The 25,056-nt window shown below is 37.4% G+C and carries 19 protein-coding genes; 14 read left to right on the top strand and 5 right to left on the bottom strand.

The window, feature by feature from the left end; genetic code table 11:
• Positions 1-124 precede the first annotated feature (124 nt).
• Positions 125-2,140 carry an alpha amylase C-terminal domain-containing protein gene (locus RCC89_11830; protein WMJ73844.1) on the top strand — a complete coding sequence of 672 codons (2,016 nt, stop codon included), beginning with the start codon at positions 125-127 and terminating at the stop codon, positions 2,138-2,140.
• A gap of 208 nt (positions 2,141-2,348) precedes the next feature.
• On the opposite strand, the gene mtgA is transcribed toward RCC89_11830, so the two are convergent.
• Positions 2,349-3,032 (bottom strand): monofunctional biosynthetic peptidoglycan transglycosylase, encoded by a 684-nt coding sequence (gene mtgA / locus RCC89_11825; GenBank protein WMJ75656.1) that lies wholly within the window; start codon positions 3,030-3,032, stop codon positions 2,349-2,351.
• 232 nt (positions 3,033-3,264) lie between these two features.
• Between mtgA and RCC89_11820 the strand changes: the two genes are divergently transcribed.
• Positions 3,265-3,936, top strand: coding sequence for a porin family protein (locus RCC89_11820; protein ID WMJ73843.1), 672 nt, complete (start codon positions 3,265-3,267; stop codon positions 3,934-3,936).
• Positions 3,937-4,189: 253 nt separating this feature from the next.
• Here RCC89_11820 and RCC89_11815 read toward each other — a convergent pair whose 3' ends face one another.
• The gene (locus tag RCC89_11815; protein WMJ73842.1) at positions 4,190-4,498 is read right to left on the bottom strand and encodes a GNAT family N-acetyltransferase; all 309 of its coding nucleotides are present in this window, start codon (positions 4,496-4,498) and stop codon (positions 4,190-4,192) included.
• 125 nt (positions 4,499-4,623) lie between these two features.
• Between RCC89_11815 and RCC89_11810 the strand changes: the two genes are divergently transcribed.
• From RCC89_11810 to dapA, 4 genes are all read left to right on the top strand, one after another.
• Positions 4,624-5,337, top strand: coding sequence for a tetratricopeptide repeat protein (locus RCC89_11810; GenBank protein WMJ73841.1), 714 nt, complete (start codon positions 4,624-4,626; stop codon positions 5,335-5,337).
• Positions 5,338-5,508: 171 nt separating this feature from the next.
• Positions 5,509-7,518 (top strand): NAD-dependent DNA ligase LigA, encoded by a 2,010-nt coding sequence (ligA, locus tag RCC89_11805; GenBank protein ID WMJ73840.1) that lies wholly within the window; start codon positions 5,509-5,511, stop codon positions 7,516-7,518.
• Positions 7,515-8,036 (top strand): hypothetical protein, encoded by a 522-nt coding sequence (locus tag RCC89_11800; GenBank protein WMJ73839.1) that lies wholly within the window; start codon positions 7,515-7,517, stop codon positions 8,034-8,036. The genes ligA and RCC89_11800 overlap by 4 nt, the downstream gene beginning before the upstream one ends.
• Entirely contained in the window at positions 8,037-8,915 is an 879-nt protein-coding gene (gene dapA, locus RCC89_11795) for a 4-hydroxy-tetrahydrodipicolinate synthase (protein ID WMJ73838.1), read from the top strand.
• Positions 8,916-9,150: 235 nt separating this feature from the next.
• On the opposite strand, the gene RCC89_11790 is transcribed toward dapA, so the two are convergent.
• Together RCC89_11790 and RCC89_11785 are read right to left on the bottom strand one after the other, a co-directional pair.
• Positions 9,151-9,333 (bottom strand): histone H1, encoded by a 183-nt coding sequence (locus RCC89_11790; protein ID WMJ73837.1) that lies wholly within the window; start codon positions 9,331-9,333, stop codon positions 9,151-9,153.
• Positions 9,334-9,460: 127 nt separating this feature from the next.
• Positions 9,461-10,705: a pyridoxal phosphate-dependent aminotransferase family protein gene (locus RCC89_11785; protein WMJ73836.1), complete on the bottom strand. Its 1,245-nt coding sequence runs from the start codon at positions 10,703-10,705 to the stop codon at positions 9,461-9,463.
• Positions 10,706-10,853: 148 nt separating this feature from the next.
• Between RCC89_11785 and accC the strand changes: the two genes are divergently transcribed.
• The 5 genes from accC (at position 10,854) to RCC89_11760 (ending at position 18,783) form a co-directional block, all read left to right on the top strand.
• Positions 10,854-12,341 carry an acetyl-CoA carboxylase biotin carboxylase subunit gene (gene accC / locus RCC89_11780; protein ID WMJ73835.1) on the top strand — a complete coding sequence of 496 codons (1,488 nt, stop codon included), beginning with the start codon at positions 10,854-10,856 and terminating at the stop codon, positions 12,339-12,341.
• Between the two features lie 249 nt (positions 12,342-12,590).
• The gene (locus RCC89_11775; GenBank protein ID WMJ73834.1) at positions 12,591-14,384 is read left to right on the top strand and encodes an SLC13 family permease; all 1,794 of its coding nucleotides are present in this window, start codon (positions 12,591-12,593) and stop codon (positions 14,382-14,384) included.
• Between the two features lie 569 nt (positions 14,385-14,953).
• On the top strand, positions 14,954-16,957 hold the full coding sequence (locus tag RCC89_11770; protein WMJ73833.1) for a hypothetical protein: 2,004 nt from the start codon (positions 14,954-14,956) through the stop codon (positions 16,955-16,957).
• Positions 16,958-16,970: 13 nt separating this feature from the next.
• The gene (locus RCC89_11765) at positions 16,971-17,846 is read left to right on the top strand and encodes a DUF2490 domain-containing protein (GenBank protein WMJ73832.1); all 876 of its coding nucleotides are present in this window, start codon (positions 16,971-16,973) and stop codon (positions 17,844-17,846) included.
• Between the two features lie 49 nt (positions 17,847-17,895).
• Complete coding sequence (locus RCC89_11760) at positions 17,896-18,783, top strand: hypothetical protein (protein ID WMJ73831.1); 888 nt, start codon at positions 17,896-17,898, stop codon at positions 18,781-18,783.
• A 938-nt stretch (positions 18,784-19,721) separates the two neighbouring features.
• On the opposite strand, the gene RCC89_11755 is transcribed toward RCC89_11760, so the two are convergent.
• Positions 19,722-21,707 (bottom strand): hypothetical protein, encoded by a 1,986-nt coding sequence (locus RCC89_11755; GenBank protein ID WMJ73830.1) that lies wholly within the window; start codon positions 21,705-21,707, stop codon positions 19,722-19,724.
• A 177-nt stretch (positions 21,708-21,884) separates the two neighbouring features.
• Here RCC89_11755 and RCC89_11750 point away from each other — a divergent pair, with 177 nt between their 5' ends.
• The 3 genes from RCC89_11750 to RCC89_11740 are packed head-to-tail and all read left to right on the top strand — an operon-like array spanning position 21,885 to position 24,882.
• Positions 21,885-23,105 carry a DUF1015 family protein gene (locus RCC89_11750; protein WMJ73829.1) on the top strand — a complete coding sequence of 407 codons (1,221 nt, stop codon included), beginning with the start codon at positions 21,885-21,887 and terminating at the stop codon, positions 23,103-23,105.
• 35 nt (positions 23,106-23,140) lie between these two features.
• Positions 23,141-24,301 (top strand): tetratricopeptide repeat protein, encoded by a 1,161-nt coding sequence (locus RCC89_11745; GenBank protein ID WMJ73828.1) that lies wholly within the window; start codon positions 23,141-23,143, stop codon positions 24,299-24,301.
• Positions 24,301-24,882, top strand: coding sequence for a Maf family protein (locus tag RCC89_11740; GenBank protein WMJ73827.1), 582 nt, complete (start codon positions 24,301-24,303; stop codon positions 24,880-24,882). The genes RCC89_11745 and RCC89_11740 overlap by 1 nt, the downstream gene beginning before the upstream one ends.
• Positions 24,883-25,056: the final 174 nt, after the last annotated feature.

Below are 25,056 nucleotides of genomic sequence, written 5' to 3'. Positions count from 1 at the left end.
GAAAAAAGTATATTACTTTTGAAGATATTTTTATGCTAAACGGATTAAAAAGCCAAAAGATTTTTTAACCTTTTGTTTAATTACTAAATTAAAAGAACTACGTTTTATATTAATTTTTAGAGATATGAACCTTACCGATCAGGAAAAACTACCACTTATCCAAGACGACCCATGGTTAGAGCCATATTCAGATGACATTGCTGCTCGTCTGGAAAGGTACCATAAAGCTTTGGGTGAAATAGAAAAAGATGCAGGAAGCATTGAGAAGTTTGCAACTGCACATCAATACTATGGCTTTAACTATGACAAAAAAAAGAAAGGGTGGTGGTTCCGAGAATGGGCACCGGGTGCGCACCAGATTTACCTAACTGGAGATTTCAATAACTGGGACAGGAACTCCCATCCATTGGAGCGAAACAGCAATGGAGACTGGGAGATTTTTTTACCGGATAGCAAGTACAAAGACAAACTGACCCATGAAAGTAAAATTAAAGTTCATATCGTAGCCAACAACGGCTCACTAGACAGAATTCCTGCTTATATTAGGCGTGTGGTACAAGACCCGCAAACCTATGATTTTTCTGGCCAAATGTGGATGCCAGAAAAAGAGTTTGCATGGGATGACGATAAGTTTGATGTAAAAAAATGCGACGAGCTAGTTATATATGAGTGCCACATAGGAATGGCTCAGGAAAAAGAAGGCGTAGGAACTTACAGAGAGTTCGCTGACGAAACTTTACCACGTATAAAGAAGGGCGGTTATAATGCTATCCAAATGATGGCTGTACAGGAACACCCTTACTATGGCTCTTTTGGTTACCATGTTTCAAACTTTTTTGCCCCTTCAAGTAGGTTTGGCTCACCCGAAGACCTGAAATACCTAATAAACAAAGCCCACAAAGAGGGTATTGCAGTAATTATGGACGTGGTTCATTCTCATGCTGTGAAAAATATTGCCGAAGGCCTTAATGAATTTGACGGCACCGACCACCAGTATTTTCACCCAGGCGGCAGAGGCTATCATGAGGGCTGGGACTCCAAGCTTTTTGATTATGGAAAATGGGAAGTTAAAAAGTTCTTGCTTAGCAACCTTCGCTATTGGCTAGAGGAGTTTCACTTCGACGGTTTCCGTTTCGATGGCGTAACATCCATGCTTTACTTCCACCATGGACATACCTCATTTGATCACTATGACAAATACTTCAAATATGATGTAGATTGGGATGCAATTATATATATACAACTGGCAAACAAGCTAGTGCATGACTTTAAACCAGGCGCTATATCCATAGCGGAAGATGTCAGCGGCATGCCAGGCCTGTGCAGGACGAATGAAGATGGTGGTTTAGGTTATGACTACAGACTAGCGATGGGAATCCCTGATTTCTGGATTAAGATTTTGAAGGAAAAGTCAGATGAAGAATGGGATATTCATGAAATATTTAATGTCCTAAACAACAGAAGGTGGAAGGAGCCAACCATTGCTTATTGTGAGTCGCATGACCAAGCTTTGGTTGGAGACAAAACACTGGCTTTCTGGCTCATGGACAAAGAAATGTATTACCACATGTTGGTAGGAGACCAAAACCTGATCATTGATAGAGGAATTGCATTGCATAAAATGATCAGGCTATTGACTATCTCTCTTGGAGGAGAGGGTTATTTGAACTTTATGGGCAATGAGTTTGGACATCCAGAGTGGGTAGACTTCCCTCGTCAAGGAAACAACTGGTCCTATGCCTACGCCAGAAGACAGTGGACACTAGCAGACAGCAAACAACTTAAGTATCAATACCTGCTGAATTTTGACAGGGAAATGATCAAGACCATAAGAAAGAACCACATCCTTTCTGCGCTTCCAGGAAAGCAGTTAAATATGGACAATCAAAACAACGTCATCATATTTGAACGAAATAACTTGATATTCATCTTTAACTTTTCTGTAAGCAATTCAATCTTTGACTACGAGTTTAAAGCTCCTCAGAAAGGATCCTATAAAATTATATTAAATAGTGATGCATCTGAGTTTGGAGGTTTCGACAGAATAGATACCAGCATTACTTATAAAACCGACCAAGATCAGAACTTGAAAATATACCTGACCAATAGGACAGCTTTGGTAATGAAAAAACAAAGGTAAATTTAATATAAAGTTATATTACACAATTTAAAAGGCTGCCTCAAAATGGCAGCTTTTTTTATGCTTTTGGAATGTATAAAGTGGAATTACAGCAAAAGATTACAAAAGAGGCAAAATTGAAGTTTTCGTAATTTTTCAAAAAGCCTATTACAACTTCAGGCGAGAAAATTTCACATATGAATAAACGACATCTTGTTTTAAGTGCCTCCTATTTTTTGTTTTGTGCAGACTTTGAATACTTAAAAACCCTATTTACATTACCCATGGCTTTAAGAATATTGTTTTTACGGTTGTGAATATAAAAATTTGGGGTACAAGGAGACCATAACCTCGGATTGGGGATAGTCGCAACAATTAATGCAGCCTCCTCCTTAGAGAGATGTTTGGCGCTTTTGCTAAAACAAGCTTGACTTATGCGTTCAACCCCGTAAACACCGTTTCCCGTTTCTATCACATTAAGATAAACCTCTAAGATCCTTTCTTTAGGCCAAAATATTTCTATTAAAAGAGTAAAGTAAGCCTCAAATCCTTTTCTAAGCCAAGTCCGGTCAGGCCATAAAAAAACATTCTTAGCGACTTGTTGGGAAATTGTACTGCCACCTTTTAAGTGCTTCCTGTTTGGGTTGCTGTTGTTTTGCCAAGCTTTTTGAATAGCGTCCCAATCAAACCCATAATGAAATAAAAACTTCTGGTCCTCTGACGAAATAACCGCCACCGGCAAGTGTGCCGACATTTCCCTAAGCGGCACCCATTCTTTATCGACTTTATACACCCCATCAGTTTGCCACATATTCCAACCACGCAGTACCATCAAAGGAGTGATAGGCGGGGAGACGTACCTAAATAAAATTGTAAAAAAAATGCTCAACAGAAAACCTATAACTATAAGCATCTTAGCAAAATGAAAAAGTTTTCTTATTAAAGCACGTACCCAGGCCATCTCCTTCAAGCGTTTTTCTAATCTATAAACTACTTATAAAATTACTCAATCCATTCATTACATAACATATTTACAAAATAGGCAAACTAAACAATTTGTTTTTAGCACAGGTTGAATTAACAAAAGCTTTAAGTAAAAATTGAGGTAAAGTAGAATAGGTATAGAAAGTAAACAAAACACAGCAATGGATATAAAGAAGGGTTTTAAGGTAGTTGTTTTGTTAATCGCAGGTTTGATATTTTCAAGCAACTCAGCTTTTGCACAGAAGTCGGGTTTTGGTATTAGAGGAGGTTTTAACTATAACCAATTCCAAGATTCTGAAGGGCTATACGGTGGAGATTTATACGGGTACCACATGGGTGTTTTTGGTATCATTGGTTTCAGCAGAAGTTTTGCTTTGCAACCAGAGCTTCTATATTCAAGAGAAGGTTCTGTAAACAGATCACCAGGCACAGCAACAGACCCAGTAACAGATATGCCACTTGAAAACTATGAGCGAAGGGTCGAATACTTAGACCTTCCAGTTTTCTTAAGAATCAATGTTACTAGAGGTCTACATTTTCTAGCAGGTCCACAAGCGTCTTATCTGTTAAGGTCAAGACATCAATTTGCAAGCCCCGAAGGAGCTACAGGGGTTACTAGTGGAGATGTGGAAAATAGATTAGAATACGCTGCTGTAGTAGGTCTGGGTTACGAGTTCTTCTCAGGGTTCAGCTTAGGCGTAAGATACGGACGTGGGTTTGGCGATTTCGGAGGAAGTAATAACAACCCCGAGTCTTTTGTAAACCCAGCAAGAGAACACTTCGGACAAGTAACCTTTGGCTGGACTTTTGGCGGAAGAAGGACCGGTTGTTAACCAGTACAAAAACTCATATAATTAATTGTAGCAGAACCGTTTGACTAACACCAAACGGTTTTCTGCTTATTTATCTACTGTAATATTGCAAATTGCTAAAGTACGTTAAGAACGTCCTTTGATTCATTAAAAGTGAAGCGCCTGATTTGAAGTTATTTTGCAAAAACTCTATTCCTTTTTCAGGTTAAAAGCAATTATTCAAAAAAAAGCGCATTTCTGCGCTTCTTCAATATTTTTTCAAGGTCAATTAAGTTTATTTATTTGCTGTTACAGGTTCTGCGTCTTCCGCCAAAATAGGTAGGTACTTTGCATTTCCTCTTATATATTCATCCACATATGAGCAGGTTGGCTTTATTCTGTAATTGTTTTTCTTTGCAAAATTTACAGCTTGCTCCACTAGTTGACTAGCGATTCCCTGCCCTCTCATATTCTTAGGGACAAACATAAGCTTTGCATCTATTACATTATTGTTCATTTTTTCGTATCTTAGACTACACTCTTTTCCAGCAATTATGGCAAAGAATTTGTTATGATCACTATCATGTTTTATCTTAATGTCCATTGTCTGTTTCCTCCAAATTTTAAAATATAGCTTTACTTTTAAGAAATAAGGATATATATTTTATAACAACAAGTAGAAAAAAAATGTTAAACAAAGGCTAATAAATTAAAAAAAAATTACATGGAATGAACAACCTAAGCTACATACTCGCTCCTATTGTCCTTTTGATCCTAACCGTTTCATGCCGTCCTTCCACCCAAGAACTACAACTAGAAGCAACACGTATGCTTCATGAAAAAAATTACAAAGGTGTTATAGATATTACAGGAAAAATACTGGAACACAATACCGCACGTACAGATGTATACAATATGAGAGGCATTGCCTTTCTTGAACTCCATAATATGGAAGAAAGCATCAAATGTTTTAGTAAAAGTATTGAGCTGGACTCTTTAGACTATAGACCGTATTACAACAGAGGCAAAGCATTTTTTGAGAACAATGAAGTAGAAAAAGCTTTGAAGGACTATAACATTGCGTTAAAGCTCAAAGGTGAACACCCAGATATTTATACCAATAGGGGAATTTCTTATTTTACCGCAGGCAATTATACCAGTGCGCTCAATGATTTTAACAAGGCACTAAGCTTTGACCCTGCTGACGAGAAAATTTGGTGCAATAGAGGAAACGTCAAACTGGTATTAACAGATTATAAAGGGGCTATTAAAGATTTAAAGAAAGCGATTAGTATCAATAAAAATTACGCCAAAGCTTACCAAGGTCTAGGCTTAGCACAAATTTTTTCAGGAAAGACTTCAGAAGGATGTGAGACTTTAGAAAAAAGCATCAACCTAGGGAACAAAGAAGCATTAAATTTTAAGAAGAAGTTCTGTAAATAAAAAAATAGGCTTTAGGCTCCCTTAACTGCAACCGCTGTAGCAGCCAAAGCCCTAGCCAATACCCTAATTTCATTTACGGCATCAAATGAAAAGAAATTACCCCTACCCTCTTTTCCTTTTTAGGTATTAAAATATAGATGTATTAGTTACATTTGCAGAAATTATTGAAACATGAAGCCTGAAGAAGCTAAGTCTACAATAGAAGAACTTACTGACAAAATCAATTATTACAACTATATGTATTATCAACAGCATAAATCTGAAATTCCAGATTATGACTTTGATAAACTTCTTGAGGACTTATTAAGATTAGAACAGCAGTTTCCACAATACCGCAAAGAGGACTCGCCTACCCAACGTGTGGGAGGCCACGTTTCTGGAGAATTCCCTACTGCTATCCACAGGTTTCCAATGCTTTCATTGGCCAACACCTACTCCAAGGAAGAAATAACAGAATTTGACACCCGAACCAAAAAGCAGATACAAGGGCAACCAGAGTACATTTGTGAGCAAAAATATGATGGGGTGGCATTAAGCATTACCTATGAAAATGGTATTCTGAAAAAAGCAGTTACCCGAGGTGACGGGTTAAGAGGTGATGATATAACACATAATGCCAAAACCATACGGTCTTTGCCATTAAGAATCTTTGCAGACAATCTTCCTGAAATATTTGAAGTACGTGGGGAGGTATTTCTCACCTTGGAAAATTTTGAGCGAATCAACAAAGAAAGAGAAGATATAGGAGAACCACTTTTAGCCAACCCTAGAAATGCCGCATCGGGAACGTTGAAGATGCAAGATTCGGCTATAGTAGCCAAGAGAAAACTAGATTGCTATATATATAGCTTACTAGGCGAAAACCTACCTATACAATCGCATTCAGAAGCCTTGGAGTTGTTAAAAAACTGGGGTTTCAATGTACCTGACACTTGGTCGAAGTGCCATAGCATAGAAGAAATTATGGGCTACATTGAACATTGGCGGGAAAAGCGCTTTCAACTTCCAGTAGGCACAGACGGCGTGGTTATTAAGCTTAACAGCTTTCAACAGCAAAACAGCCTAGGGTACACAGCCAAGTCGCCGAGGTGGGCCGTTGCTTATAAGTACAAAGCAGAAAGCGCGTCCTCCAAACTATTGTCAATAGAATTTCAGGTAGGAAGAACAGGCGCTGTTACTCCGGTGGCCAATTTATCCCCTGTATCATTGGCTGGCACTACAGTAAAAAGAGCGTCACTGCATAATGCCAATGAAATAAAAAGATTAGACCTGCGCTTGGGGGATACTGTTTTTGTAGAAAAAGGAGGAGACATTATACCTAAGGTAACCGGAGTAGACCTCACTCAAAGAAGCTTAGACTTTAAGCCCATTGAATTTATCAGCTTTTGCCCAGAATGTGGTACAGAGCTGATACGAAGAGAAGGCGAAGCGGTACATTACTGCCCTAACGACACATTATGCCCTCCACAAATAAAAGGGCGTGTGGAGCACTTCATACAAAGGAAAGCTATGAACATAGAAGGTCTGGGACCAGAAACTATAGTAGCGCTTTATGACAAGGAGCTGGTCAAAGACCCTGCGGATCTTTATGCGCTAACTTATGACCAACTGATCTCTCTGGACAGGTTTGGTGATAAGTCTGCCAAAAACTTGCTAAAGGGAATAGAGAAATCTAAAGAAGCTCCATTAAGAAATGTTTTGTTTGCCTTAGGCATTAGATATGTGGGAATAACAGTCGCTGATAAGCTGGCCAGGCATTTTGAAAACATAGATAGGTTAATGAGTGCCGATTTTGAAGAGCTGCGCTCTGTACCTGAAATTGGAGAGAAAATTGCTCTTAGTATACTTGATTATTTTAATACACCAGAAAAGCAATCTTTTATAGATAAGTTAAAAGAAGCAGGCTTAAATTTTTCAGTAGACACATCTGAACAAGTAAAAGAAAGTAACATCTTTGAGGGGCAAAGCTTTGTAGTCTCCGGGGTTTTTCAAAACTTTAGCAGAGATAATATTAAAGAAAAAATAGAAAACAATGGCGGAAGAATCATTTCAGCAGTTTCATCTAAAGCAGATTATTTAGTTGCTGGTGACAAAATGGGGCCAGCCAAGTTAGACAAAGCAACTAAACTTGGGGTAAAAATAGTTTCAGAAGAAGAGTTTTTGGAAATGCTGAAGAAATGATAAAAAAAAACATCTTAAAATTAAAAAACTTCTTGGCCAAAAGGCAAAACAAAACAAGAAGGCATACGGTCAAGTGGGAAGAAGCTACACAAATAGGTGTATTGGTAGACAACCCAGATGGGAGCCAAATAAAAGCGGTGAATAAATTTATAGAAGAACTGCGTAGCGAAAAGAAAGAAGTAGAAGTAATATGTAGAATAGAAAAAAGCTATTTAAGAAATTATAGCTTCGATTTTATACAAGTTTCGTCCTCGTCTCTTGATTGGAAAGGAACTTTTAAAGACATTCGCATAAATAATTTTACAAAAAAGAAATTTGACTATTTATATTCTATTAATAATTCACCATTTTTGCCTTTTGAAAACATCTTAGTAAGTAGTAAAGCAAATTTTAGAATTGGAATAAATAATGGACGCAATCTTGACTTGTTTGAGATAGCGATTCAACCACATGAGCACGAAAAGTTAGGAGACATTCTGAACAAAATGCTCACAATTTCAAAAAAACTAACAAATTAAATGGGTATTGACATTACCGGTACCGGTGTAGCACTAGCAACACCTTTCAAAGCTGATCTCACTCCTGATCTAGCAGCCTTTGGCAGACTTTTAGATCATGTTCTGAAAGGAGGAGTTGACTATGTTGTTGTAAATGGAACAACTGCGGAATCTGCAACAACTAATTCGCAAGAGAAAACCTTACTGCTGGATACAGCCAAGAAACACCTTCAAGGCAAGTTGCCCATAGTATATGGTATTGGAGGCAATAATACAGCAGATACAATCTCCAGGATAAAATCCACAGACCTGGAAGGCGTCAAAGCAGTATTATCAGTTTGCCCTTATTACAACAAACCCAGTCAGGAAGGAATATACCAACATTACATAGCCATAGCAGACAACTGCCCTGTGCCAATCATCCTTTACAACGTTCCGGGAAGGACAGGGGTAAACATAACGGCACAGACCACTATCAGGCTTTCACAACACCCTAACATTATAGGTGTAAAAGATGCAGGAGGCGATCTCACACAGGGGCTGGAAGTGGTAAAAGGTGCAGCTCAAGACTTCTACCTAATATCAGGAGACGATATGCTTACAGTTCCAATGATCTCAATTGGAGCCAAGGGCGTTATATCTGTTCTTGCCAATGCATATCCTTCACAGTATTCTGAAATGGTAAGAAAAAGCCTTGACCAGAATTTTCAGGACGCACTACCTATATTAAAATCCTTTTCAGGCCTCAACCCTTTGCTTTATGAAGAAAGCAACCCTGTAGGCATCAAACAAGCCTTAGAACTTCTTAATATTTGCGAAGGTCATGTAAGGTTACCTTTGGTAAAATGCAGCGACTCATTGAAAGACAGAATACGTGAGAAAATGACAGAAGTGAACTAAAGCTGAAATATGCAATAGCGCATTCTATTACGTACAAAATAAATCCTCAAAGCCGGACAATGTTCCGGCTTTTTTTTAATCTGAGTTATGCGATTGGTTTCATCATGATGAGCAAAGTAGCAACAAACCACCATTTTTGAGTCGCAAAGCGTACAGCGCTAGGGTCAAGACATAAAAAAAGCTGTTTATAATAAACAGCTTTTTTTATGCAAACATAATTGAAGAATCCAATCATTTAAGCAGTTTCGTTGTTTTTCATGTTCTGAACCTCAACTCTGATCTCTTGAGCAATATTCTTAAGCTCTTGCATACCTTTTCTTACTCGGGTTCCAGCCGCTGAGTTACCTTTGTCATAAAATTTTTGAAAGTCTGCTTCCAAAGATAAAATTAGATCCTTGATTTCTTCATATCTCTTCATTCTGCTAAAAAATTTTTAGGTTATTAATATTTTTCCAACGCTCTAATTTACATATATCTCAATGATTTGCAAAGATCTTCATCGAAATAAAGCATATTTTTAATAAATCTTACAAATCAAAGATTGTTTAAACAGATATTTGTGATAGATCGCTGGCGTACATACCGTTTTTAAGCTTAACAGCCACTTCCTCAAACGCCTTGATCGTTACATTCACATCTTCAAGGGAATGTTCAGCAGTAGGTATAATACGAAGCATCATAACATCCTTAGGAACAACAGGGTAAACAACAATAGAACAAAAGATACTATAATTTTCTCTTAGGTCTATAATCATTTGAGCAGCTTCGCTCTCAGTACCGCTAAGAATAACTGGCGTAACTGGAGACTCGGTACGGCCTATATTAAAGCCCTTCTCCTTTAGGCCTTTCTGAAGTGCATTAACAACAACCCAAAGTTTATCTTTAAGTTCAGGGGACGATTTCAACAATTCAAGCCTTTTTCTTAAACCTATAACAATAGGCATAGGTAAGGTTTTAGCAAAAATTTGAGAGCGTGTATTATATCTTAAGTATTCAATCACTTGCTCATTGCTAGAGATAAAAGCCCCTATACCAGCCATAGACTTAGCAAAGGTAGAAAAGTAAAGATCTATTTCATTTTGCACCCCTTGCTCCTCTCCTGTACCAGCACCAGTTTTTCCCAAAGTTCCAAAACCATGCGCATCATCTACAAGTAACCTAAAGTTAAATTGCTTCTTAAGTTCTACAATTTCCTTAAGTTTACCCATATCACCAGCCATCCCAAACACACCTTCTGTAATTACCAAAATAGCACCATTAGTCTCTTTGACTAATTTAGATGCTCTTTCCAATTGCTTCTTAAGATTATCTATATCATTGTGTGCAAACACAAACCTTTTGCCTTGGTGCAGCCTTACCCCATCCACGATACTTGCATGCGACTCTGCATCATAAACAATAACATCATGCCTTCCTACCAAAGCATCTATTAACGACATGATACCCTGGTAGCCATAATTTAGCAACATGGTATCCTCTTTCCCAACAAATTCAGAAAGTTCAGCTTCAAACTGCTCAATAATGTTTGAATTACCAGACATCATTCTAGCACCCATCGGATAAGCCAATCCATATTCTTTAGCGCCTTCATAATCTGCCTTTCTAACTTCTGGGTGATTGGCTAGCCCCAAGTAATTATTAAGACTCCACGTAAGAACTTCTTTTCCTCTAAATTTCATTTTTGGAGCAATCTCGCCCTCTAGTTTAGGAAAAGCAAAATATCCATGGGCAACCTGAGAGTGTTTACCCAGAGGGCCACGGTCGGTAAGTAATTTGTCAAATAGATCCAATTTTTTAAGCAGTTTTAATGTTCTACTACATTTATTGAAAACAAAGTTACAATTTATTAATGATTTCTTATAAATCTAAATTAAAATTAAGTATCCAAATTCTTATTTTTTTCATACCATTGTAATATAAGGAAACTAAAAAGCGCATATGAAGAAAGTATTAGTTGCTAATAGAGGAGAAATTGCCTTAAGAATTATCAGGTCTTTAAAAGAAATGAAAATTCAAACTGTAGCTGTTTATAGTGAAGCGGATAGAGAAGCGCTACATGTTCGCTTTGCAGACGAGGCATATTTATTGGGACCTGCCCCTTCTTCAGAATCTTATTTGAAAGCGGACAAAATTATTGAGGTTGCCTTAGCTTCGGGTACAGATGCTATCCATCCTGGCTACGGTTTTTTGTCAGAAAATGCAGTATTTGCAGAAAAAGTAAAAAATGCTGGTTTAATATTTATAGGCCCCGATCCAAAATCAATAGAGATCATGGGCAATAAACTTGCTGCCAAAGCCGCAGTCTCCAAATATAACATCCCAATGATTCCGGGAGGCGACAAAGCCATCAGTGATTTGAAAGAAGCTAATAAAATTGCGCAAGCTGCAGGTTACCCCATTCTTATTAAAGCAGCTGCAGGTGGTGGTGGGAAAGGTATGCGCATCGTTGAAAAACCTGAAGACTTGGAAGAGCAAATGAAACGTGCTGTAAGCGAAGCCCAATCTTCTTTTGGAGATGGAGCTGTATTTATTGAAAAATATATTTCTTCGCCTAGGCACATAGAAATACAGATCATGGGAGATCAGCATGGGAACATCGTTCACTTGTTTGAAAGGGAGTGCTCTGTGCAAAGACGCTATCAAAAAGTAGTGGAAGAAGCACCCTCTTCGGTTTTGACACCTGAAGTAAGAGAAGCAATGGGAAAAGCAGCCATAGACGTAGCCCGTTCATGCAATTACTATGGAGCCGGAACTGTAGAATTTATCCTGGATCAAAACCTCGACTTTTATTTTCTTGAAATGAATACCAGGCTACAAGTGGAGCACCCTGTTACAGAAATGATCACCGGTAAAGACTTGGTAAAAGAACAAGTACTTGTTGCCAAAGGAGAAAAGCTCTCATTTTCACAAGAAGACTTGTTCATCAATGGACACGCTATTGAATTAAGGGTATATGCAGAAGATCCAGCCAATGACTTCCTGCCAGACACAGGGACCTTAAACACTTATGTAGTGCCCCAAGGGCCAGGTGTAAGAGTAGACGATGCTTTTCTTCAGGGAATGCCCATTCCCGTGCACTACGATCCAATGATTTCAAAACTCGTTGTATGGGGAAAAGACAGGCAAGAAGCTATTCAAAGAATGATCAGGGCAATTGACGAATACCTTATTACTGGGATAGAAACCACTTTGCCTTTTGGAAAACTGGTCATGAACCATAAGGATTTTACCTCAGGAAAGTTTGACACCCACTTTGTAGCCAAGAACTTTAAACCTCACAACCTCCATCAGGCCAAAGGAGGGCAAGAAATAGAGGTAGCAGCCGCTTTGGCAGGCTTTCTGGTCAGCAGCACAAAGACACAAAAAGAAACATCTCAATTCCTCCAAAAGTCTAGCAAATGGAAGTCGCAGCGTAGAAGAAAATAGGAATACATCTATATCTGGGAACATACCCAATTGCCATAAGCCGTAGCATCTTTGCTACGGCATTTCAAATTACATATAATATCCTGTTTGCATTTAATGCATCATTTCCAGTATATGTCAAAGTTTTATAAGCTCAACAACTACCAGCCATAACACCCCAATGAATAATCAGGGCTAAAAAGTAAACTTTGTATCGTCCAACAGGTTAAGAAGTAAAGTGATTTTTCAAATTAAGTTTCTTGATTTTTTATGACCCCGGATGTCATCATTGTTTTATGTGTAATGGTTGCGGCCATAATACTTTTTGCCACAGAAGTACTTTCTGTGGATTTAGTTGCTGTGCTTATTATGACTTCTTTAATTCTTTCTGGAGTGATTAGTCCAGAAGAAGGGGTTTCGGGCTTTAGCAATGATGCCACTATCACGGTAGCCGTCATGTTTGTCCTGAGCTCTGCCCTCTTTAAAACAGGTGCAGTCAACAAACTGGGAATATATTTGGCGGCAGCTATTAAAGTAAATTTTTGGATGGGGGTAATCGCCTTAATGATCAGTGTAGGTGTAATCTCGGCCTTTATCAACAATACCCCAGTTGTTGCTATTTTTATACCTATAGTGATCAATGCAGCAAGACATTCCCGCTTTCCCCCGAGCCGATTGCTCATGCCACTATCATTTGCTTCTATGTTTGGGGGTGTTTGCACCTTAATTGGAACTTCCACCAATATTCTTGTCAGCAGTATTGCTGTACAATATGGACATGAGCCAATAGGTATGTTTGAAATGACAGGCCTGGGAATAATCTTTTTCTCTATCGGCATTTTATACATGTGGTTGGCAGGAATACGCCTTATCCCAGAAAGAGGCAAGGACAGGGAGCTAACCGAAAAGTTTGGGCTAGGCGATTATTTAACTGAAATAATCATCCTCCCCGACTCCCCTTCTGTCGGAAAACGGATCAATGAGACTCCTCTGAATACCAAATTAGACATGGATGTCATTGAGATACAAAGAGAAGACCAAAAGTTTTTTATGCCCTCCAGTAAAATGACCTTAAAAGCAAATGACGTCTTAAGGGTCAGGTGTAAAGTTGAAAAGATCAATGAAGTAAAAAATAAAGAAGGCTTTGCCTTAAAATCTGACATGAGGTGGAATGATCAAGACCTCAAGAGCAAAGACATGACATTAATGGAGGCGGTGATAGCCCCAAACTCTGAATTTGAAGGAAGAACGCTTAAGCAAATTGGTTTCAAGTATAAATACCACGCCACGGCGTTGGCTATAAGGCATAGAGGGGAACTCATGCGCGAAAGGCTTGCGGATACTCCTTTACGGGCAGGTGACACCTTGCTTCTAGAGGTTAAAAAAGAAAACCTTAAAGAGTTGAAGCGGCAAGGCTATAAAAGGAACAGTCCATTCCTTTTAATTTCCGAACTAGGGCTACCGGAATTCCGAAAGAATAAAATTGTACTGGTACTTGCAATTTTAGCTTGCATTGTAACTGTTGCATCTTTAGAGATCCTTCCTGTCATGGTAGCTGCCATTGCAGGCTTTGCTTTGCTTGTTCTTACTAAATGCATTAGCATGAACGAAGCTTACGAAGCCATAGACTGGAAAGTAATATTTTTATTAGGAGGAGCTTTAAGCTTAGGCATTGCTTTAGAAAATAGTGGGGCGGCCAAATTGCTCTCAAAGTTTTTAATAGACTATGCTGGGCAACTAGGCCCTATAGCCATAGTTTCATTGCTGTACATTATTTCTTCGTTAATGACCGAAACCATGTCTAATAACGCCAGTGCAGTTCTACTTGCCCCCATTGCCATAGCCGCGGCCAATGTCATGGAAGTAGACGCAAGGCCTTTCTTAATGGCAATAACCTTTGCTGCATCTGCCAGCTTTATGACGCCTGTTGGATACCAAACCAATACCATGATTTATGGTGCGGGTGAATTTAAGTTCAGAGACTTTATAAAAGTGGGCGGCCCTCTGAATCTCATATTTTGGGTGCTTGCCACTTTTCTTATACCTGTATTTTTCCCTTTTTAAATTACAACAGACCTAAAAAAACCTTTTAAGGTCAGCTATATGCTACATGGATAATCCTGCCAAAAATATATAGATAAACACAAAAGTCTTCAGGAGAGATTGCAACGTGCCAAACGACAGAAGTCAATTTTAATGTAGGGTATTTATTCTGGGACTAGTAAAAAAACAGCAATTTTCCACTGATTTTAAACAGCTATTGTTAAAATTTAGCCCCGATTTACTTATTAGGTTAAATATTTTTTAGCATATTTGCGTCAAACAGACTAATTGTGACAAACAAAACATAGGAATCCGTCATTTAAAATGACAATTAAAGTCGTGATAATGTACAAGTTAAATATAAAACCACAGATTATAGCATCAAAAAAGTTGTTGAATTAATATAGAATCACCTTGACTTATCGTTAATTTTCAATATACGGCTATTAAAACATTTTGTTTCATTTTAATAAAAAGTCTTGGTTTGGTGTATAAACACATAGGCAATCAATACCTAAAAATTATTTAACCGACCAACCTTAATTTTGTTCAGCAAAAGTCTTAATATTATTTAATCATTAATCAGCTATATGAAGTATAACCTGATATATATATATTCAACTTCTGTTTTTATACTATTAAATCTTTTATTTACGTCCAATACCCAAGCACAAAAACAAAAAGAGTACTCAGGCAACTACCTGAACAAGCTAAAGGAAGAAGGTATTGCAACTTTTCAGTACACTCCAGACAAACAAAGTGACCATAAAATACTTAATGGTTCATTCCATTTTTCCATAAACAAAATAGACTCTACCTTTCCTTTAGGCCTCATAAAAAAATCTTACGAGGGTAATTATAAGGAAAATCTTAAAAATGATTTTTGGAATTACGAATACGCTAACCTGAACCTAATTCTTGGAAAGGTAAAAGGCTATAATGTAACCACATCAACAGAAGGTATTGCAGGAAAACTTCAAGGTTTATATAAAAAAGGTGCACCAGAAGGCATATGGACGCTCAGAGAAGAGTATATGGTGAATGGTGAGAGGAAAAAACCTGTTAAAGAAGGAAATGTACACTTTGACAAAGGTACAATGACCGGAAATTTTGAAATGGAAAAAAATTCCGATCAAGCTTATTCCGTCCTTGGAAGTTTTGATGATCAAGGCTTTATGAATCAAGAGTGGCATTTAGAATATGTGGACTCTGACGACAGCACTAAGGTTATTGAAAACAGACAGTATGAAAATGGTTTTCTTCTGAGCATCCTCAAACAAAACAAGACTACAGGCGATACCATCTCCTTAGTTATTTATCAAGATGTCATAGACCAGCTTGCGCTTGTAAAAGCTGATACCTTTTACTCTATAAGCAATAAAAGATTTGGGATTGACTTTGACAATGGCTACATGCCACACTTCAAAAAGAAAAGTATACAAGAAATTGGCAATACATACATTAAGAACTCCATAGAAGCTTTTTACGGCCCCAGTTCTATTAATAGAGACCTTCCAGGAATTAAAGAAGTAAAATCTGGTGCTACAAGAAGATTTGTATATCCACTTACAGAGAAGGAGGAGCTGCTTGTCCGGGAACTATCAAAAACAGCCGATTCCCTAAGAAAGTCTTTAAACGAAAGCGTATCAGATCCCATATTTAAAATTTACCATCAACAGTCAGATAGCCTTTCCCTTACCTTTAGCTATTTTGAAAAAGCAATTTCAAAGGCTAAACAAATGCAAAGTGTTTTAGAAGACATTAAATCAGAAGAGTTTAGGTTTAAAAATATTGACATCTATTATGAAGGTGGCATTGAGGGGCTTTCCACATTAGATTCTGTTGTATATGAATATGACGGAAGTAAGGAAATGGTGGATTTCAAACCTAGACTCTCTATAGATCCAGAAATAGGAGTCATTAAATCTATTTCTAAGTACCAGGAGGAACTAAAGGCTACTGTTCTAAAACACCAGAAGAACACAGAAACAGCCTTGGCAGAAATCAGAAAGGTAAAATATTCACATGAGCTAGAAAACCTTATCAGTGAAAACATGGATAAGGTTACCAAAGCGTACTTCGGAACCAAAACCGAAAGTAAAGAGCCAAATGCATTGCAAAAGCGTATCTATGAAAACTTTGCCGTAAGGGAACAAAATAGGATGATCCAAACTTACTCGCAACTAACAGATACAGAGGAAAAAAATAAAAAAGGAGAAGAAATAATTGAATTACAAACACAGTTGATCTCCATTCATGATGCATTGGGCAAGCTTCCTAAGTTAAAGAAAGAAATTGACGAAGCTTACTCTTACTACTCTTACAACCCTTATATGGGGAGACATGATATAAAAAATCGATTAAAACCAAGGCTCTACAATATCCTAGTAAATAACTTATGGGCTTGTTTTGAAAAAGACCTTTGGTATGAAGAAGATTACACTATGCTTGATGACCACATAGACATGTTGAAACGCCTTCACCACAGAGCTTTAGAACTAAAAAAGTATGACAAAAAGGAAACACGGAGACTAGAAAAGAAGTTGCGCCGGGAAAAGGACATCGATGTTTTCATTTACGTTTTAAATATTTAAGAAGAAGAATCTCATGTATAAGTATATAGGAATAGTTATAATTCTCCTTAATGGTTTCGTTATATTTCCAACCAAAGCTCAGTTCCAGAACCAGAACTCGGACAGAATGGATCAACGAGTGCTTTATACAAAATATATCGTTCAGGACTTTATGGATAAAGATAAAACATGGTTCTGGATGATGGACATTGTATACAGACGGCAAAGTGATTTTGGAGACGATTTTAATGTAGCAGCAAACCCTCTCAGGCTTAGCGTAAGACCTTATATTGGACGGATGTTTGGTAGATTCCTTGCCATACAAATAAATCCCCTAGGCTATTTTAGAAGTCATGGCAGGTTGGGTAATGAAAATGATCAACTTCTCCCTTTAGAGCATGAGTTAAGAACAACTTTGGAAATTCTAAAATATGGCTATATTCACAGACGAGGCAAAGAGTGGATTAACTATACACACCGGTACCGGTTTGAAAGTCGTTGGCGTGATGTTTGGAACCCTGAAGGAGATGTTGTATGGAACTGGAGGTTTAGGTACCGTATTCGTTTCAGAGTTCCGTTAAACGGTAGGCACTTTTATGAGAATAATGTGTTTTACTTAGTAAACTATCATGAATTACATATTGAGAACGGCCCTGAATTTGGAATAAATAACTTTGCTCAAAACAGGAACTTTATTGGTGTAGGGTACAGGTTCTGGGATTGGGTAAGGGTTGACGTTGGATATGTTCATCAATACAACTGGAGAAATAGCTTTAACCCACAAACAGGCAACCAATGGGTTGACATGTCTCGAGGGCCTATGGTTTATCTCTTTGTAGATTACTTGTCTAAAGTAAGATTGCCTGGCAAGGACAAAAGGCTAATGCCTCAAATCCATCTGCACGATTAAACCAAAAAGTTTTCTTATAACCCAACAAAGGTTTTAAAAAGAATATAGTATGAAGATTAAGCATTTTGTAATTTTTGGAGTAGTTATTGCAGCCTTGGTTGCATTACATTTTTATCGGGTAAATTCTTACAAAGAGTTGCTCAAAAGTGAGCTGACCAGCACAGAATTTACAAGCGATTCATTAAACTACTACCGGTATAAGTCTATAGCAGACTCCTTAACGCTGTATGGTAAAATTGAAGAAGCCAGGAGGTACTACGAGAAGTCTGACAGTGTTTCAGGGATCAAAAGAAACCACCAAGAAAAACTACAACTTGCTGAAAACTATAGAAATAGAGGAAATCTATCGAAGCAATTGCGCAACACATTAGATAAGACCCGAAAAGAATTAAAAGAAAGGCAAGACATGTTGCAAGAGGAAGCACAAAAGAAAGATTCCTTATACAATGCGTCAGAGCTTAAAGTCCAAAACTTGCAAAAAGAGGTTGCACACCTTCAGGAGCAATTAGCAGATACGGAATTAAACGCCAAAAACAGCTCGAAAACCGGAAAGGTCGAGTTTGAATCCCTTAAAGGTGTAAAGGTATATTATGTCGGGGATATGCGAAATGGCAAAGCCCATGGCCAAGGTTATGGTTTGTTTAATACTGGCGGAGTTTATGAAGGAGAGTGGAAAAACAATTTAAGACATGGCAAAGGTGTTTATAGTTGGAAAGACGGAAGCCGTTATGAAGGTGAATATTACGGAGACCAAAGACAAGGAAAAGGAACATACTTCTTCGCATCAGGAGAAAAGTATATAGGAGAGTGGATGAACAACAAAAGAAGTGGAAAAGGAACGATGTACGACAAGGAAGGTGAAGTTATTGTAAGCGGTATATGGAAGGATGATGAAATTAAAGAGGAAAAAGAAATAACCCAGAATAATGTAAACTAGCCTAAGTTATAAAAGATATAAGATAAAAACCCTGAGTTAATAAAACTTAGGGTTTTTATCTTATATATAGCTAGGGCCCTGCTGAAAAAGTCACAATAGCAAAATAGGTAAGTTATTATAAAAAAATTTCAGCAATACACCTGCCCTAGAGCTATTGATTCACCCATAGAAAGAGAAAATGTAGAATGCTGAAGTTTACATTAGGGTCTCCTGAAAAAGTCACAAGTGTGCAAGATACGCATGGCCTTACATGAAGACGTATTGGAATACTTCGAATGTAAGGCCATAAAGTAGATTGTGCGCTTGTGGCTAGCCCAAAAAAGTATTGGGTTAAAAGCTTGTTACTTTAATGTGCACGGAAAAATAAGAAATAACCGGAAAACCCTTGCACCTACACCTCCTAATTTTTATGCAAATTTCAACAGGTCAATGTTTTGGGCGTTTTTCAGCGCGCCCTACATTAGACAGATAGACTTTGTATTTCAGGCGCATTGGGAAACGTATTTTACTTGTAAAGTTTTTCAGGAAATATTAGAAAAAAAAGGCTTCAGTTATTTTATATTTTTTTGCTCAAAAAAATTGGGATAGTATCATCAAACAAAGAAAGCCCTGCTAAGGGCGAAATATCGGTATGGATTTCGATCCAACACCAACTAGCCCCGTTGGGGGCGGAACCAAGTCCAGTGCTAACAAGGAATAAAAGCTGGAATGGTTGCCTTGGCAATGGCTCTAAATCATCAATTGCGTGACAAAATAACTTCAAATCAGACGCTTCGCTCGCATTCTCGCATTTGGTTTTTAACCATAGAACCACTATGCTTTGCAAACCCAATACGCTGATTTTTTGTTCTTATGCCCCTCATAACGAAATCTAATGCATAATCCAGGTAAAATTAGAAAAGAGGAGGAACTTATCCCTCGCCAGTTATTATTGAAAATTAGATATCCAACATTTGTATAATCTTCATAATGTCCCTTTCTCTTCGAATCTTTCGTTCTAGTTTTGAAGCCTCCTTATCATCACGCTTTCTCAATTCTATCGCTTTGTAGTACAGCCTATCAATCATATCAACCCTTTCTTCCAAATTAGTAAAATCATCTTCTGTCAACAAAGCATCTTCAAGACAAGGCCATACATCGTGCACTAATGCATTATACAAACGAGGTTTTACCCTTACCTTGATATCATGTCTATCCATATAAGGATTATAGGCCCATACAGTATAAACGCTGTCTAGTTTTTCACGACGCTCAGGTAAATTGCCCAATGGTCTATGAATATTCTTTAAAGTGGTCTGTAATTCAATAATTGTTTTGGCTTTACTTTTTTTCTTATCAAGTTCCGTCAGCTGTGCATATTCTTGTTTCATCCTGTTCAGTTCACTTACAGCAAACCTATCATATATTTTCCGTTGAAGATAATTTGGTTTGACAGGCATGGTATCCTTGCCCACATACATTTCTTCAATTTCATCAATGTTCTCACTAATAATATTTTCTAATTCTGTAGAATAACGCTGTCTTTCAACATCGTCAAGAGCTGGCAGTAAAACCCTTTCGTAACTTTCAATTTTTGCAATAAGTTCTGAGAAGTAACCATCGATTATCGATAAAGGACTGCTATCAACACTAAATGTTAATTGAGGTTCAAACAAGCGCCTTTCTTCTTGTCCATCAAACTCATAAACCACAGAGTCTTTGGTTGACAATCCGGATATGCCCTCTGAAAAATAATTATTAATATTTTTAAAACGGAAGTCATCTTCCATAATTTGAGCTGAAAGCAGAGAAACTTTTTCAGCTTTACTGACTGCTAAACTATAATAGTTAAATATATAAGCTAAAGAGTCACTCTGCTGGTGATAAATTTTAAAAACAGGATCGTTCAAACGTTGAGTCAACAACTCTTTAATTGAATCTCCTTCTTGTCTAATTTTCTGAAGTAGAAATTCATCCTCCTCAGAAAGCGGATAGTAAAAACGTTTAGTAGCTCCTGTCTTTATTTCCTTCCCTCCTTTTACTTCAAAAGTAAGGGAATCTCTGCCAGAGAAAGACTGCATTGCTTTCACAATAATGTCATTTCCGTCTATTTGTGCATGCGATTTTTTGGAATCGGGTTGATAACCATTATCGAACATAAGCCCAAACCTTTCATCGCTAATAGAGTAGTCATCCTGATTATCTATATTGTCAAGTTGAAGCTTTACATCTTCATACAATACATGGGTCAATGTATCACCCGTAGTCTTGTTTTGCTTCAACAAAAAAAGTAAAAAACCACTCTCATACTGCCTATGTTCTACCACCTGAATACTGTCATTGTCTAAATAAGTAACTGTCCAAAACCCATCAAGAAAACCATACTCATCAAAACCTCCCTTAACTTCATAAGCCTTCTCCCCTTTTGCGCTGACATCAATATTCCCAGTAATAAACCCTTCTCTAAAATTAGCAGAACCAGTTTTTAAAACCTTTTGAATTTCCCCAGCTTTCATCAGATCCTCATGTACTGACCATGCTCCATCTGCAAACCCATTGCTGTATATAGCATTTAAATGACCAACTACCCCTTCTGTGGAAGTAGACACAGTATAATCCTGTACTTCTTTAACTTTGAGAAGCAAGTCAGCATATTCATACCTCCAAGAGCCATGTTTAAAGTTGTTGGAATATTTTCCAGTGTACATTTTTTTAATGACACCAACAGGCAATGACGAGTCTATTTTGTTAATAATAAATTCAAAATCTCCATGAAGGACTATGTCATCTTCATCCTCACCTGGAACCCATTCAAACTTTGCTTTACCAGATTCAGACTTAAGATTATTGTATTTCCCGGAAAAGTGGCGAGGTTGTTGTCCAAAACTTTGAAAAGAAAAACAAAGCAAAACCACTGACCAGATAAACAGTTTGTCAAAACGCATAAATACCATTATTTTTATTTGAGGCATGCAGATAGCAGCTCTACACAATTTACTTACGAACAAAAGTAAATATTTAACACCAAAGAGAAAATTACACTTATATTATAAGTAACGAAATTTTATTGTTTTTTTTCTATATTATTAGGTATAAAAAACACTTTTCATTATAAATAAAGTATGGCCGAAATTGAAGGGTTTAAAGGATGGAGATACAACACTGGCAATGAATTAATTAAGAATATAGCCATAAATCCTGACAAAAATTACCCTAGTCAGATACCTCAGGTACTAAATGATAAAACAGACCTTAGCAAATCAAGCTTCAGGGCCTATTGGGAAGTTCTGAAACATGAAAAATTTATTATTCAAGACACTGAACCAGGTATATATATCTGCAAACAGACTTTTGGGGACTTTGACAATAAACAAAAAGTTACCAGAAACAGCTTTATCTGCTTGGTAAAGCTCCCCTCGTCCAATAGCAATCACATAATGATGCATGAAAATGTGATTGATCGGTATGTACAAGAAAAACTGGACTTTTTGACACTTAATAAAATAGAGGAAAGTCCATTACTTGGTTTATATCAAGATGAAGCACATATAGTCGAGACAGCTATAGAAGATGCCAGAAAAAAGCTTGTCTATGAATTTAAAGACTTGGAGGGTACCTTTACCCAATTATACAATTGCACTGAGTCTAGCGCAATTAAGATTATTAAAGATTTTTTAGTTGATCAAAAGATCATTTTGGCAGATGGACACCATCGTTACAACGCAGCTCTAACAGCTAAAGATGTCTTCAAAGGATCCCACTACCAAAACGCTTCTGAATATGCCATGATCATGTTGACCAACATGGAAGCGCCAGGCTTAACCATAAAACCCATCCATAGGGGCATTTCAAACTTAGAAGGTTTTGACCAAGAAGAAGTTATTACGAAATTACAAAATTTTTTCAACCTCAGGACGTTTGACCATGCTGAAGGCCTTTACCATGAGCTAAAAACTAAGAATAAAGCATTTGGGCTAATGTTTCCTAAAAACTTATATTTGGCAGAACTTAAAGATGGCTTAGAAAAAAATATCCCATGGAATTTTCCGGAGAAAATAAAGTCACTGTCATATACTATCCTGCATTATTATATTTTAGAAAAAGGGTTTGGCATAGAAGGAAAAGAACAAAAAAATTCTAAAAAAATAAAATATATAACTATATTTGATGAATGTAGAAGGTTTCTTGAGACTAATGATTGTCAGGCTGTTGTTTTAGCCAATCCTGTAACAAAAAACGAGCTCAAGGAAGTAGTCGAAAGCGGGTATATATTACCACAAAAATCAACAAATTTCTTTCCCAAAGCACTAGATCGTTTAGTCAACCGTGACTGGGAAAACTAATAAAAAAAAGCATTTAAGAAATAAGCATCCGGAATATGAAAAAAATTGTGTTATTTATGGCTATCCTGCTGTCTACAGCAGTCATATCGCAAGCAAACGGCACAACTCTTACTGATTCAACTTTACAAGAAGGCATAAAAAAGTACAAGGAAGGAAATTTCATTGGGGCCATTAGCATCTACGATCAATTAATTGCTGAAAATAGCCGTTATACCGAAGCCTACCTCGAAAGAGCAAAATGTAGGATAGCCATTGAAGATCATGAAGGTGCCATAGACGATCTGGACAAAGCCTTGGAAAATGAATCTTCTGACTATGATGCCTATTTCATGCGTGGTCAATCTAAAGCTCATACAGGAGACCACAAAGGTGCTATTGAAGATTTTAGTCACGCCATTAAATACAATCCTAAATTTCATGAAGCTTATGTCCAAAGAGCGCATGAAAAATTTTTAATGAGTGATTACGCAGGGGCTATAAAAGACTACTCCACAGCAATTAAACAAAACCCTCCTAACCAAAACAACTTTGAACTTTACCATAAGAGAGGGTTGGCAAGAAATGAGTACGGAAAGTTTAAAGAAGCGATTGATGATTTCTCAAAGGCCATAGAGCTTTACCCAAAATACAATTACGCTTACTTCTATAGAGGTTTCGCCAAAAATCATATCGGTGACTTCAAAGGCGCTATAGATGACTTTACCAAGGTAATCTCGCTAGACCCTAATGACAAAAACTCCTATTTTAACAGAGCATGGTCAAAAAGGGAATTAAAAGATTTTAAAGGAGCTATAGCAGACTATACAAAAAACATTGAAATAGACCCAAAAGATGAAGAGGCTTATTATCAGCGCGCCATTGTCAAGTTTTTAGCTGGAGAAAAAGAGGATGCAAAAAAAGATTATGCCTTAGCCATTGAGCTCTTTCCCGACAATAAAATGTCGTATATGCACAGAGGACTGTTCTTGTTGGAAGTAGGAGACTTTAAAGAGGCTATTGAAGACTTCTCTAAAGTAATAGAATTGAGCAAAAACGACAAAGAAGCCTACTACTACAGAGGTATTGCCAAATCGAGCAGCAAAGATAACGAAGGCGCATGCCTGGACATGAGAAAAGCTGAGCAATTGGGCGAGCAGAGAGCTTCTGATGAAATAAGGAGAGTTTGCAAAAGGGCAACCCCAAACCTTTTAAAATAATGTTTATAGATTACCCATTAATATTAGCCTCGGCATCCCCGAGGAGACAACAAATCCTTGCTGATGCAGGGATTTTTTTTACCATAAAAACTAAGTCGGTGCCTGAAATCTACCCCAAAGACATGCCAGCACCAAAAGTTCCCGAATTTCTGTCAAAGCTTAAAGCAGATTCTTTAAAGGAAGAGCTGAACAACGAAGTAGTCCTTGCAGCAGATACGATTGTTTCTCTCAATGGTCTTATTTTAGAAAAACCCAAGGACAGGCAGCATGCCATAGAAATGTTATCTATGCTATCAGGTAAAATGCATGAAGTTTATACCGGCGTAACCATACTGAATAAAGAAAAATCCCTTTCCTTTTCCGATGTTTCTGAGGTTTATTTTAAAGACTTATCCCAAAAAGACATTGAGCATTATATAGATAACTTCAAACCCTATGACAAAGCTGGTGCATACGGTATTCAAGAATGGATAGGCATGATTGGGATAAGAAAAATAAACGGTTCATTTTACAATGTTATGGGCCTACCGATTCACCTTGTCATTGATGAGTTAGTGAAGTTTAAGGAAGCCACTTATTAAAAATTTCTAAGACGAAAGTTGACGGTTCTTCTAACTTGACAACATTTGATTAATTGCCCAAACAAATAAACACCAGTTGGTTAAATTAGGCGCCCCCATTGGCCGTTACAACCTATACCCTCTCCCCCTTTTATAATGAACCTTTTGCCACCTCTTTTCAAGTAATAAAGGGTC

The organism is Cytophagaceae bacterium ABcell3 (assembly GCA_030913385.1).
In the GTDB taxonomy this organism is placed as follows: domain Bacteria; phylum Bacteroidota; class Bacteroidia; order Cytophagales; family Cytophagaceae; genus ABcell3.
Note: the sequence above shows the minus strand (reverse complement) of the source record. Positions and strands in the feature narration are given on the sequence as shown.